The sequence below is a fragment of the Microbulbifer sp. CnH-101-G genome (assembly GCF_052466775.1).
Window position 1 is genome coordinate 1,575,745 of record NZ_CP174292.1, and the last position, 13,041, is coordinate 1,588,785.

The following is a 13,041-nucleotide window of genomic DNA, read 5'->3' on the forward strand; positions in this document are numbered from 1 at the left end:
TATTCAGATTGGCTTTGGATTGGTCATTGGCTTAATAACTATCAATGCTCATGCGGGAATAACGAGGGCAAGTATTCGTTTGCCACCGGTAGTTATATAGGATCTACAGCCCTACTATAAACACTTAACTCGTCTTTTCATGCTTGGTTTTGTGTAAATGAATGTTAGTTATTTGATATGTATGGTGGGTATATATAATTCACAATTGGCACAAGTTTCGCCGGTCCTCCAATGTCATAATGAAGGTGTAAATACCAAAAATATGTCCAGTTACAGACCCTTTCTATAAGTGATATTAAAGCGGACCTTAGAAATATTGAGGAAATAACAATTCCTTAGAGTCCGCCATCTGAGGCGTAGAAGGTCTTTAATTTATATACTGGTCAATAGTGATTGCTAATGTCCTCAATAATTTTTATGAAACTTGTTATTCTTGATTTATTCGGATTCAACAGTAATTAGCAGTGTCCCAGAGAAGGGAGCTGATGCCTGATTGGGCTCCCATTCATTTGCCGGAATACTAATAAAAAAAGTCGCGTTATCATTTGGACAGCTAGATGCTTGAAGAACATTGTTGGCGATAGTTATTCCGGCATTAGCTTGTTGAGGAAATCCACCATCATTCTGGTATACAACACTATAACTAATTGAAGTTCCGTCAGTTCCTATCAATCTATATGTAGGGTCAGTTCCATCATTCTGAAAGGTTATGCCGTAAGTTGAAAACCCATTTCCCGCAACACAAAACCTGTCATCGCCTGTTGCACTATTTCCCGGCATGGGATTTGAAATGGTGATTGGGTCAACATTGTCTATTGTGATGATCGTATCAAATTGGAGGGTTACCAAACTGGTTGCACTATCTGTAGTTTGGGAAAGTGCGGATGTGGTATAGCCAAGTGTTATCCCTGTGGCCAATATTGAAGCCATAAATCTATTTGTAACAACTTTCATCAGTAACTCCCTTTATCATTGGATTTCACAATGCCTGTGAATGAAATAACATCATAGCGACATGGGTGCGGTTAGGCTGTGCACAGAAATGTTAGCAGCAGCTTTTCTATCCAAATTTATAAGGCGGCCATCTATCTTAAAAAGGGATAAAATTACTATTTCTTAAGAAGAATTTCTCATTTTTAATTCATTGTTTTGGCGTTCAGCTCACTTTCATTGATTTTAAGGTGAGTCCCTGAGGTTGTGGGGAATTGTGGTTAGTGTTTTCAGAAGATTCCTTAGATTATTGAATTTCAAATAAATATGTCTGATTGCCACTTTATAGGAAATCTATAATCTAAAGTAGCTAATAGACTCGTTGTGGGACTTGCAGGGTCTTCAATAGAAGTAATAGACAGATAGATAGTGAACCACTGGCTCCCTGGTAAACTATTACATGGAATCTTGACTCTTAACTCATGAGTAAAGGGGAAAGATTTTTTCATAGTTTTTTTCAAAATACGCTGATCTTTCCAAGGAGCAGTTGAAGCTGGTGCTATGTAATGTAACGACAATGTATACAGCGGATAAGATTAAGATGTTCCGTATCTCTGAAAAGAAGGGAAGAAGCGAAATTGTAGCTTCAGTGAGAGAATCTGCTGTAAAGCAGCATACAGAGTATGAGGATTACGGCATGAGAATTAAAGCTAATAGGCGCGGGGGCTGGGTATGTTGATCGTGGCCGGCGCCATGATCGCCTTCTCGATCTTTGTCCTCCCTTTGACGGGGGAAACGGCCACCACGCTAGACAAGAAACCAGCGGCGCTTCCGCCGCTGCAGAATACCACGCTCCCCGATCGGGTTGAGCTGGGATTCCTTCTTTACAACGACCTGAACATCTCGGCTAGGCGTAACACCGGCTGCGTCACCTGTCACGCGCACTCGGCCGGTTTCGCCGATCCACGCAGTGTCGCCGATCCGGTAAGCATGCCGGTTTCCCCCGGGTCCGAGCCCGGGAAATTTGGCACACGCAACGCCCAGACCGCCGCCTACGCGACGTTCAGCCCCCCGTTCCACTGGGATGAGCAGAAGCAGACCTATGTCGGCGGGCAGTTCTGGGATGGCCGGGCCAACTCGCTGAGAGACCAGGCAATCGGACCGCCTCTCAATCCGCTGGAGATGGCCATGCCGAACAAAGAGGCGGTGCTCGCGCGTCTCGCGGAGAATCCGGTCTATCTCGAGGCTTTCCGGCGGCTCTACGGCGTAGACCTCAAGTGGCCACAGGTCGATATGGTCTACCCCAAGTTCGGCGCCGCAATCGGGTCCTTCGAGCCCACTGACGAGTTCGCCGAGTTTAATTCCAAATACGACTACTACGTCGCTGGCAAGATTGAGCTGACCCCGCAGGAACAGTTGGGACTCCAACTGTTTAATGGCAAAGCCAAATGCAGCAACTGTCATAGCAGCAAGCCGCCGGCGAACTACCCGCACGCCCTGTTCACCGACTTCACCTACGACAACCTGGGGCTTCCTGTGAACCCGCGAATCGCTGGCCTGCACGGCGTCGACAGCCTGCCACTCGACCTGGGCCTGGGCGGTCGGCAAGAGATCGCCGCCAAGCACCCCGACGGATCGCAGGATGGTAAATTCAAGGTTCCCACTCTCCGTAACATTGAGATCACCCCACCCTACGGGCACAACGGCGTCTTTGCCACGCTCGAGCAAATCGTCCACTTCTATAACACCCGTGATACGCTCGGTGAAGTGCCTGACGCAACCGACCCGAACTTCGGAATCACCGGCTGGCCTAAACCCGAAGTCCCTAAGAACGTCAACCGGGCCGAGCTGGGCAACCTCGGGCTGACTGACGAGGAAGAAGCCGCGATCGTGGCGTTCCTGAAGACATTGACCGACGACGCATTCGACGAAAAGGACCTCGAACACCCCGAAGGCGAGGCGCCGCTGCGCCGCTGACGATAAACAAATTGTCGAGCAGATTTGGTCTTAACTAATCCACTTTACTAGTCAATAGTGACTACGACTTTGCCCATTGCTTTACCGCTTTCCAGGCGCTCATGAGCTTTGCCAATCTCTTCTAGTTTATAGGATGTATCGTCAAGCACTGGCTTCAGGTCACCCTCTTCAACAATAGATTTCAAGGCCTTTAAGATGAGTCCATGTTTCTCGCGGTGAAAGTTATGCAGCATCGGAATCAGCATAAATACAACATGTAGAGATAACCCCTTGAAATGTGCCGTTGTTAAGTCAAGTTCAACCATGGCAACTGTTGACACAACTTGACCATTGAGTGCAGATGCTTCAAATGATTTTGACATGTTTGTACTGCCAACAGAGTCGAACACTATATCGAATCCATCACCACTGGTATGTTTCTGCACATACTCTTCAACCGACTCATTTTTATAATTAATAGGTATTCCACCCAGTTTTTCAATCAGGTTCAATTGTGCCTCACCACCGCCAGTAGAAAATACATTAGCGCCGAAGTGCCTAGCCAATTGCAGAGCTACATGACCAACTCCACCTGAGCCGCCATGGACAAGCACCTTTTGGCCCGTTTTAATGCCGGCCCTTAGCAGGCCCTCGTAGGCAGTGATGCCAACTAATGGCAAAGCCGCAGCCTCACGCATCGTTAAATTGGTTGGTTTCAATGCAATTAAGTTGGCATCTGCAACCATGTATTCAGCCAGTGTTCCCGGTAGGTCTGCCAGACCACCTGCACAGCCATAGACTTCATCGCCAACTCTATATTCGCTCACACCTTCACCAACTTCTTCGATAGTACCGGCGAAGTCCATACCGAGTATTGCGGGGGCAGGTGGGGAGATTGGTAGCTCTTTGCCCATTTGGCGAATCATCGTATCCACTGTATTGACACTGGTCGCTGCCATTTTAACGAGTACATGCCCAGCCTTAATGGTTGGCTTAGTGACTTCTGCCTTTTCAAATACCTCTGGGCCACCAAAGGTGTTTACGATCATTGCTTTCATGTAAAGTTCTCACAAAAATACTTGGGGTGAATGATATGAGTTTGGTTAGTATGATGAGCTAGTCCTATCTCGTAACTAGGCGTTTTTTATTCCCAGTTTATCTGCAATATCTATAATTTCTTCGATGAGTGCTATATTCAGACTTTCATCCAGGGCATCGGGGTGTGGCGGAGACCAATTACCCAGGTCATTGTCAAAGTATTGACCAGAATTTCCTGAGAATTCATCGCTTAATGCGGCTCGTACCAATATATTCGCACCAATACTTAAATCTCTCCCTAATGATCCATAGGCCTCTTTTACCATTTTACTCCCTAGAAATGATGCGGGATTGATTGCGATGAGGTCTGGTGCACTATCATCAAGCAATTTGGCCAGTTGAAATGTCCACATGGTGAGAGCCAGCTTACTTTGGGCATAAGCATCGCTATCAGATAGAATCTGTTCTCCTTTGAGTGCTTGCAGGCTCACAGGCGCTTGTGCAGCAGAAGACAAATTGATAATACGGCCTTCAGTATTGAACAAAGGTAAAAGACGCTTCGTTAGCAGGTAAGGAGCGATGACATTAACTATAAAGCGAATATCGTAACCCGCATCAGTTGTTGGGTTATCCGTTTTGAATACGCCCGCATTATTAATAAGTACGTCAATACTCGAATAGCGGCTTTTAACTTGCGACGCCAGCGCTTCAACGTCTGACAGGTCAGAAAGATCTGCAAGAAATATCTCTAAATGGGTATCTGGATAGTCTTGGGAAATACTCTCCTGGATGTTCTTTAGTTTCGATTTACTTCTTCCATGCAGCAGTAAAGTGTGCCCTTTTGATGCTAATAGCTTTGCTGTTTCTAAACCGATGCCGTCCGTTGCACCTGTTAGCAGAATTGTCTTTGCCATTTTAAGTCCTACCCTTTGAATTCTGGAAGAATCATAGTTGCTATTTTTTTTAGCGTTTCTTCCACATTTCGACTGTTGAAGCGGAGATTAAGGGCAATGTGGTTGATGCCAATAGTCTCTCTTGATCTCAAATACCTACCTAACTGGTTAATGCCGAGTCGATACCCCAAGTGTAATGGTTGTGGCGGGTAATTGGGGTCGTCCATAATGTCTATATAAAGAGGTTCCATGATTGGTTTACTCGATACATATTCTTCTCTGTTTTCTCTTAGCTGCTCGATAAAGCCCTTTTGTTGCGTAAGTGGTCGCGGGTATGTAATCCACCCGTCGCCGTTGTTTGCCAACCAATCAGGAGATTGCTGGGAAGATCCGGTTATTAGTAGTGGTAACTGGTTGCCTTGAGGCTTTGGCAGTAGGTCCATTTCACCAGATACTGTTCCAAAGGCATTCTCAAACTTAGGATAGGGCATAGTAACTTTGCGAATGTATTCATAACTATTCCGGAATGACTCTCCTCTGTCTGAATATGAAACATTCATCGCTGGATATTCCTCAGGGCGATCACCACTGGCAACACCCAGAATAAGGCGCCCTCCAGAAATCTGGTCAACCGATGCGGCAGCTTTTGCAACATGTGCGGGGTGACGCAGTGGCAGAATAAGGCTTGCCACTCCTAGGGCAATCTTTGAAGTAGACCCTGCAAGTAATCCAAGATAGACGAAAGGATCAAAAACTTGACCAGCATCACCAAATGAAGGCACGTTGAATGGCACATCTCTGAGCCAAACGGCGCTAAATCCCAGGGCCTCAGCGAGTCGTACTCTCTCAATATGTGCTTCCATAGTTGGCATCGAGTTTGTCGAGTAGCTTTCAATAGGTACGACTAAGCCAATAGATAGTTTTCCGGGCTTAAATACGCTATCGAAGCCAATATTTATGCTAGGAAAACACTCAACTTTGTCTTTATGGCTTGTAGTCACTAAACATCCCCTTCATCAAAGTTGACACTACGGATTTGGCCATTGCCATCAACCATCCCATGACTGAGGTTTTTGAGGTCAGGTTTCCTCACAACCTCGATGGAAATGGGCAATTGGCTCACTGATATTCGCTAACCCCTTCCTAACCATTAGGCTCTTGATGACAAAATCTCATCGACGGGACACAGCCTAATGCATTGGAAATTCTGTATAAATGGTGTATACAAGTATTCAGAATTCTGGTTTTGGATATAATAGATGGATACGAAAGGTATCAGGCTTTTTGTACTGGCAGCAGACATGCTCAATATAAGTTCTGCTGGGCGTAAACTCGGGCTAGCCCCCTCTGTAGCCAGTGCACGTCTGTCAAAGCTTGAGCACCAATTAGGGGCGGATCTATTTCATAGATCTACTCGGAGGGTCGCTTTATCGATTGAGGGTGAGGAATTCCTTCCCTTCGCCAGGGAGATTCTTGCGCAAGAGGACGCAGCTCTGGCAGCGCTTGGTAAAGGCAGTTCAAATGTAAGTGGAACATTGAGATTCGCCGCTTCTAGCACCTTTGTGCAGCGCTTTGTAGCACCAATCCTCCCTAAATTTCTTGAGCGCTATCCTGATGTGAATGTGGAGCTTAAATTATCAGATACGCAAGTTAATCTAATCGAGGGTGGCTTTGACTTAGCCCTGCGCAATTATGCGGTTGAAGATAGTAGTTTAATTGGCCGAAAGCTTGCGGATGATAAAAGAATTTTATGTGCTTCTCCTAACTACCTAAAGAAATATGGTGTTCCAAAAACTCCTGAAGATCTCGTTAGGCATCAGCTTCTAGTCTTTATGAATTCAAAACCCAGAAGGCTGATCTCTGAAACCGATAAGCAAGCCGGCTCCTTTCCACCACCGAATGGTAAATCTCGGGTTATTTGCGATGACGGTGCCAGCATGCGCATAGCGGCTAAGGCTGGTGTTGGTATTTGTATGAGTTCTCTGTGGAATATTCACTCAGAGATAGAAGAGGGCACATTGATTCGTGTGTTACCGGATTACAGAATTGATGACCAGGCAGCTATTTGGCTTGTTTACCCTAAATCTAATGTACTGACGTCAAAAGTTAGAGTGTTTATTGATTTCCTGGTTGAAGAAATTGAAGAGGGTGTTTTCTCAGAAGCTCTGTGAGTTTCTTCAATGCTTTTTGCTCAACAGAAACCTCCACTTGCACAACTAAATTTTTGATTTATCCGAAATTTTATAGGCGCTGCTATTGAGTAGTATTGAGCCATTTAATAACCGCTTCATGCTCGACATCTCCTATTGTGTTCATACTTGGGTGATATCTGCCATTAACTTTGAATATTTTGATGTTGTCTTTCTTCAATTGTTGGTAATTTGCATATGGTGAGACTTGGTCTGAATCTGAGAGTATTAGTAGTGTTGGGGTCTGGGAGGTTTTTAAGAAGGATTGTATGTTGGTATCTTTCAAATCAATATTAGCTCTTTTTAGAGCTATAACCGCTCCCTTACGAATGTCTCTCTCAGGGATGATCCTGCTAAGCATGGGATAGTCGATCTTCATATAATTGTATACGGCCTCATCAAATTGCGGCATCGGAGCTAAAAGAATGATTCCGTTAATGTCTGATCTTAAAGAAGAAATATGTGTGGCCGTTAAGGCGCCCAAAGAGCTTCCTACAATATATATGTTTTCATCTTTGATGACTCCCTCCTCAACTAGGTTGTCAATAAGGGAGTTGATATATTTGCTATCATCTACCCCATATTTCTTCTTACCACCAGTATCACCATGACCGAGAAGGTCTGGAACAATAACCTGAAATCCTAGAAAGCGGAAATAAAGAGCAGAATTCAGCATGAATTCTTTAGAAGTACGAAATCCATGCAGTAAGACTACTGTGCCATGGTATCTTCGATCTAGGGAGTCTCTATTTAAGTTAATTTTAACAATATTCTCTCTGTCACCCCGACCTAATGTTGCAGAGTAGTTAAGGTTGTTGTCGACTAAAGGTGAGCCGTAATAATAGCTAATACATTTCTTATTATCAGGTAAGCAATATTCGGTTTTCTTGAAGCCAAGCTCTTCAATACGCTCGGTAGTTATTCTGTCAACAAAAGAAAAATTTTCAGCTTTTTCTATTGAGCTAGCTATTCTTTGAGAGCAGGCAGAGGTAACTATACATATTGAGATAACAGTTAGCACTCTGATTAAAATTGAGTTGGCTTTATATTGCTTGAGTTCATTAAGTAACTGTAGTTTATTCATATGGCGCATAGGTAAATTTGCTGCTGCATGAATTGCTCACTTAGAGGTATCCCGCGTATATTGATTTATTTTGGGATAGTACATGCTTGCTAGAAGTGTAGGGCAGTAGTGTTTACTGCTCCTCCTTAACCCGCTTACTGCGTCCACTCTCATGACGTTCACGCATATCAGAATCGATATACCGATCAGTAGTAGCCATACTTGCGTGACCTGCATCATCACGGACGTGTTCTCGCGGGCGGTATTTCACATCTTCGGAGATACCAGTATGCCGCAGCCAATGCACCGTTGCTGCCTTCAGGTCTTCTGCATCTTCACCTAGACCTTCCTCAACCATACGCTGGTAAGCGGCATCGAAACAGTTCTGTACGATTAGCCGTACTTGGCGTGTACTGGTAACAGGTCCCTTACCGCGAGATTTCTGCACCAGCGGTGTCTGCTCATTAATACTGGGTCGGGCAGGGAGCTGCAAATGACTTCTGTAGCGCTTCAGAGCGCTCAACATCTGATCACAAACAGTAATGGCACGGCCTTTGTTACCTTTACCAGTGACGTGAAACCACCAGTTCCCGTCGCGATCCTTCTTGAAGTCCCCCATTACAGGCGCAGATCGTTCATCCGCAACCAGCTCAGAGATGCGCAGGTACATGGCATATAGGGCGTTCATAATGAATAGTGTACGCTCGTGCTCATGTGGAGACATTTCAGCCATAATCTCGGCAGTTTCCAGCACATAGTCCCACTGTAGGTTACTGATGCGTCGAACCACCTGGCTTTGTTGCTCACGCCGCACGAACTTACTTTTTTGCCGGATCAATGCCACAGGGTTAGCTGGAACCAAGCCTTCTTGAAAGAGAAAATCGAAGAAAGAAGACAAGGCTGTAAAGATACACTTGATGGCAGCTTGGGATGGCCGGAAATCCTTGGGCGATGGTGTCTTACCAGAACGAAACTCAACTTTAGACACGCTGACGACGAATGGCCGCCAGTCAGCGTTAACAACACGCTCACCATTTATAGTTTTAAAACGAGCTACATTTTTGGTGCCAATCCAGGCAATAGGCGGTTCAATACAAAACTGAACGAAATCTTCAATATGCTCACGCTTGAGCGACAAGATAGAGACCTCCTCAACACGCCAAGCCCATTGCAGCAGTCGCTCAAGTTCTCGCCGATAACTATTAAAGGTTGCCTGGCTACCGTTGTAGCTGTAAAGAAACTTAAGCGTGAACTCCAGATCGGTATCAGCATCTGGAATCTGCTTGTTGAGATAACGGCTGGCAGAAAAGCAACTGCAGCGGAACGGATTCTCAAGATTGCTTAGATTATCGATGATTGGTGCTGGTGGTTGGTTGGAGGCAGACATAGAAATATGAAGTTGTTGTTGGAGTAAAGAACTTAACTAGTCTTCTGATTTTATCCTAAATTTCAACGGGTTAGTGCGTTTATTACCAACTAAAATTAATAGCTGACTGATCGTCCACTTTTTTTGAGCCTGTACATACTCCCCCAAATAAATTGCTTAATTAAACAACCAGAAATTAATCAAATAGTTAATATCAATTTTAGGGGGGATCCAGGTGGCGTTGTGCCTTCAAATGTTGGTAGTCCCCAGAGTGTGCGATAACCTCTAAAATCAATCCGATCTCATGAAGAGCTCGGCTTGGACATCGATTTAACCGCTGCCATACTAGGCACCTGCCGGTGTTAAGGACTTGAGACCCTCACAAGCAATCGACTGAAATGTCTTCGATTGCTCGAACTAACCTTCGAGAATTATTAACAAATAAATGATTAATGACATCTGATAAGGTATTAATCCAAAATTAGGATTGTTGAGTCACTTTGATATGGAATTCACGCAAAATTTAACCTCATATTTTAAGCAATCTCTCATTGACGGCGAGCGACTTTGTCCACCGGATAGAGATCTACTTCCTGCCCTCGGACGTGGTAAGTCCACAAAGGCGTCAAACGCATATATAGCTCAACCAGCGAGTATCTGGAGTCAAGGGTGCGTTCCATCGGACCTGGCCGAAAAAATTATCAATGGACAGCAAACCCCTAAATCCCCACCACTAACTGAACTAGAACTCGTCCTTCTGCCCAGAATTGATATTTACGATTATCGGGGAGGCTGGAACACCGCATTAAAACGTAAGGTCCTTACACCCTTGTGCGTGTTTGTACGGCTGCAACGAGATGGAACTTTACTGCCTGGCCGTAATGCACCCTGGATACCCAGGGAGTGGCTGTCGCCAAATACCAGTGCGACCCAACCTTTTGCGGAATTCTCAAATGTAGATGAGTTTTTGACTTTGAATCCGTATGAAGGAATTGAGTCTTGGGCAGATTTAATGTCTTACTGTGAAGCCATGTTGGCTACCGCGGTTGATTACACGGAAACCGAAAATATTTCATCAAACGCTCTTCTATTTGAAGTTCCTTTACATTCTGAATACACGGTTTCGGATCAATGTCTTTTCCAAGTGGAACCTCCAGTCGTAGGAGTTAAGGCCAAAATTATCGGTGTGCTCGAAAAGTTGTTAGAGACAGGAAATTATCCACCGTTGTATCACCGCTTTTGCAGTGTAAATGATCTGACGCTAGCTCCCCATGAAATGCTTGTTCATGAAGAAGCCGGAGAAAAGTCTCATATAGCTCAAATGACGGGCGAGTTTGCACTATCTAACCACCAGCGGAATGGACTGCATTACTTTTCTAAGCAGATGAATGGAGAAATTCTCGCTGTTAATGGTCCTCCCGGTACGGGAAAAACAACTCTGCTTCGTAGTATTGTTGCTAACCTTTGGACCACCGCTGCGTTGGATGAAGCTGAACCGCCTTTGATTGTTGCAGCTTCGAATAATAATCAAGCTGTAACGAATATCTTGGAAAGCTTCGCAAGGGTGGACGAAGATGGACTTAATGAGTCACTTAAGGGACGGTGGCTACCTGGCTTGGATAGCTACGGCCTTTACTGTTGTGCGGCGAATAAGAAGAAAGATACTCCTTACTTGCATATGGACTCTAATGGTGATGGCACTATCAAGAAGTACCAAAATCAAGAATATATTGATGTAGCTAAAGAGATGTATCTCCAGCGAGCCTCTACTTGGCATGGAAGCGCTATAGAAAAAGTAGGAGATGCAAGATCAATCCTCCATCATAATCTAAAGGATCTTGTTAGAAAAATCTCTAATGCAGTAAGCATTAAGAAAAGATTTATCAAGGCAGAGCTAAGTTTGCTCTCTATCGCAAAATCGTCTGAGGATATGAAATTAGTAATCAATGACCATCGGGCGATGATTGAGAATGTTAATAGAAAATTGCGTGAAACGAATGAGCAATACGATATGGTTTGTGAGCTATGGGAAAGACGATCCATTTGGATGCATCTGTTATTTTTGATTCCCACAATTCGCAAAATCGAATATCGTAAAACTAAGAGATTGCTTAGCAGGTGGTTTGATAGCATTCAATTGAAAGGCTTCTCTGATGACGAGGTGGATGATTGGTTTAGAAGGAAATTTAGTGATTTTAAAGATGAGTTAGTAATGCTTGAAAGTCACGTAAAGCAGTGCGAGAAAGTACTGACAAGCTATCTTTCAGCCAAAGAAGATATTGAAAATCTGATTGCACGATATCGACCAAAAGAGCTGTTTACAACAGGGCTTGCGGATCAATGTACGGAGATTGTTGATCGTACATTGCGGTTTACAAGTTTTAAAATTGCATCTCACTACTGGGAAGCTAGGTGGATTGAAGAAACTGAAAGCTTTCTGCTGGAACCCGATGAGTATGAAAGGTCACCCACAACGATGCCGAGGCGATATCGTAGGCATGCAAAGCTAACTCCCTGTTTCGTATCCACGTTCTATATGTTGCCAGCTGTTTTTACGGCATATCGAGGAGAAGATAAGCCACTTTTTGAAGAGATAGATTTATTGATCGTCGATGAGGCTGGTCAGGCGTTGACTGAAGTATCTGCAGCCAGTTTTTCGTTATCGCGAAGAGCACTAATTGTCGGCGATACAGATCAAATTGAGCCTGTATGGAGTGTTCCTGAAAAAATTGATTTGGCGAACATCATCCAGTTTGGTCTTCTTGACGATATCGAGCAATATGAAGAGTTTTGGAAGAAAAGCGGTCTTCTTGCAAGCAGTGGCAATGTGATGAGAGTTGCTCAGCGTCAATCGAAATATCATCAGTATGAGAAATTATCTCGAGGCTTATATCTTACTGAGCATCGTCGTTGCTATGATGACATAATCAAATATTGTAACAAGCTGGTCTACAAGGGGGAGCTTGACGCGCTTAGAGGAAATCCAAAATTAGTTGTACCCTGGGGCACAATGAGTTTTTATGAGGTGTTTTCTCCATCACAATCTATAGGTGGGAGTCGAGCGAACTTAGGAGAGGCAACAGCCATTGTACGCTGGTTATGCGATGAGCGAAAAACTATTCTGGATTACGCGAGAAGGCAAGACAAAAAGATGATTCAACTGAGCGATGCTGAAGTATTGAAAAAGTCTGTGGGAATAATTACGCCGTTCAATAAACAAGCAAAAATCATTGTGAAGCTTCTTCAGCAGTACGGTATTCATGGACTTACAGTTGGTACAGTTCACAAGCTTCAGGGGGATGAGCGATTACTAGTGTTGTTTTCCAGTGTTTATGGCGAAAACAATAAGGCAGCTAGAAAATTCTATGATCGAGGAAGCAACATGTTAAATGTGGCAGTTTCTCGTGCTAAGGATTCTTTTATTGTTTTCGGACATCCTGAGGTCTTTGGTGTGGGAGCAAAAGGATCACCTTCAGGGATGTTGAGACGTGAATTGAAAACGCTTAATACAACTTTGCCTGCATAGATAATCCGTCATCTGCCACGAACATGCCTGAATGCCTTTGGGGGGCGAGCCAGAACTGTAATTCAATTTTGGGGACTTCG

Annotated in this window: 9 protein-coding genes; 3 read left to right on the forward strand and 6 right to left on the reverse strand. The window is 44.4% G+C overall.

What is annotated here, in order from left to right:
* Positions 1-438: 438 nt before the first annotated feature.
* Entirely contained in the window at positions 439-954 is a 516-nt protein-coding gene (locus ACJJID_RS07070) for a hypothetical protein (RefSeq protein ID WP_444922081.1), read from the reverse strand.
* 708 nt (positions 955-1,662) lie between these two features.
* On the opposite strand from ACJJID_RS07070, the gene ACJJID_RS07075 reads away from it, so the two are divergent.
* Entirely contained in the window at positions 1,663-2,907 is a 1,245-nt protein-coding gene (locus ACJJID_RS07075; protein ID WP_444922082.1) for a cytochrome-c peroxidase, read from the forward strand.
* 47 nt (positions 2,908-2,954) lie between these two features.
* Here ACJJID_RS07075 and ACJJID_RS07080 read toward each other — a convergent pair whose 3' ends face one another.
* From ACJJID_RS07080 to ACJJID_RS07090, 3 genes are all read right to left on the reverse strand, one after another.
* The gene (locus tag ACJJID_RS07080) at positions 2,955-3,944 is read right to left on the reverse strand and encodes a zinc-dependent alcohol dehydrogenase family protein (RefSeq protein WP_444922083.1); all 990 of its coding nucleotides are present in this window, start codon (positions 3,942-3,944) and stop codon (positions 2,955-2,957) included.
* A 75-nt stretch (positions 3,945-4,019) separates the two neighbouring features.
* A complete protein-coding gene (locus ACJJID_RS07085) occupies positions 4,020-4,838 on the reverse strand; it encodes an SDR family NAD(P)-dependent oxidoreductase (RefSeq protein ID WP_444922084.1) in 819 nt (272 codons plus the stop codon).
* Positions 4,839-4,846: 8 nt separating this feature from the next.
* The gene (locus ACJJID_RS07090; protein WP_444922085.1) at positions 4,847-5,818 is read right to left on the reverse strand and encodes an LLM class oxidoreductase; all 972 of its coding nucleotides are present in this window, start codon (positions 5,816-5,818) and stop codon (positions 4,847-4,849) included.
* Between the two features lie 258 nt (positions 5,819-6,076).
* Here ACJJID_RS07090 and ACJJID_RS07095 point away from each other — a divergent pair, with 258 nt between their 5' ends.
* Positions 6,077-6,988, forward strand: coding sequence for a LysR family transcriptional regulator (locus tag ACJJID_RS07095; protein ID WP_444922086.1), 912 nt, complete (start codon positions 6,077-6,079; stop codon positions 6,986-6,988).
* A gap of 82 nt (positions 6,989-7,070) precedes the next feature.
* Here the strand turns inward: ACJJID_RS07095 and ACJJID_RS07100 are convergent, their stop codons facing one another.
* Positions 7,071-8,099, reverse strand: coding sequence for an alpha/beta hydrolase (locus ACJJID_RS07100; protein ID WP_444922087.1), 1,029 nt, complete (start codon positions 8,097-8,099; stop codon positions 7,071-7,073).
* Positions 8,100-8,202: 103 nt separating this feature from the next.
* A complete protein-coding gene (locus ACJJID_RS07105) occupies positions 8,203-9,456 on the reverse strand; it encodes a tyrosine-type recombinase/integrase (RefSeq protein ID WP_444922088.1) in 1,254 nt (417 codons plus the stop codon).
* Positions 9,457-9,925: 469 nt separating this feature from the next.
* On the opposite strand from ACJJID_RS07105, the gene ACJJID_RS07110 reads away from it, so the two are divergent.
* Positions 9,926-12,961 carry a DEAD/DEAH box helicase gene (locus ACJJID_RS07110; RefSeq protein WP_444922089.1) on the forward strand — a complete coding sequence of 1,012 codons (3,036 nt, stop codon included), beginning with the start codon at positions 9,926-9,928 and terminating at the stop codon, positions 12,959-12,961.
* The last annotated feature ends 80 nt before the right edge of the window (positions 12,962-13,041 follow it).

What these genes read in the sequence shown, in the direction of transcription:
- ACJJID_RS07100 (WP_444922087.1), bottom strand. Translation starts at nt 8,099, where the DNA reads ATGCGCCATATGAATAAACTACAGTTACTTAATGAACTCAAGCAATAT.
- ACJJID_RS07085 (WP_444922084.1), bottom strand. Translation starts at nt 4,838, where the DNA reads ATGGCAAAGACAATTCTGCTAACAGGTGCAACGGACGGCATCGGTTTA.
- ACJJID_RS07070 (WP_444922081.1), bottom strand. Translation starts at nt 954, where the DNA reads ATGAAAGTTGTTACAAATAGATTTATGGCTTCAATATTGGCCACAGGG.
- ACJJID_RS07080 (WP_444922083.1), bottom strand. Translation starts at nt 3,944, where the DNA reads ATGAAAGCAATGATCGTAAACACCTTTGGTGGCCCAGAGGTATTTGAA.
- ACJJID_RS07075 (WP_444922082.1), top strand. Translation starts at nt 1,663, where the DNA reads ATGTTGATCGTGGCCGGCGCCATGATCGCCTTCTCGATCTTTGTCCTC.
- ACJJID_RS07105 (WP_444922088.1), bottom strand. Translation starts at nt 9,456, where the DNA reads ATGTCTGCCTCCAACCAACCACCAGCACCAATCATCGATAATCTAAGC.
- ACJJID_RS07095 (WP_444922086.1), top strand. Translation starts at nt 6,077, where the DNA reads ATGGATACGAAAGGTATCAGGCTTTTTGTACTGGCAGCAGACATGCTC.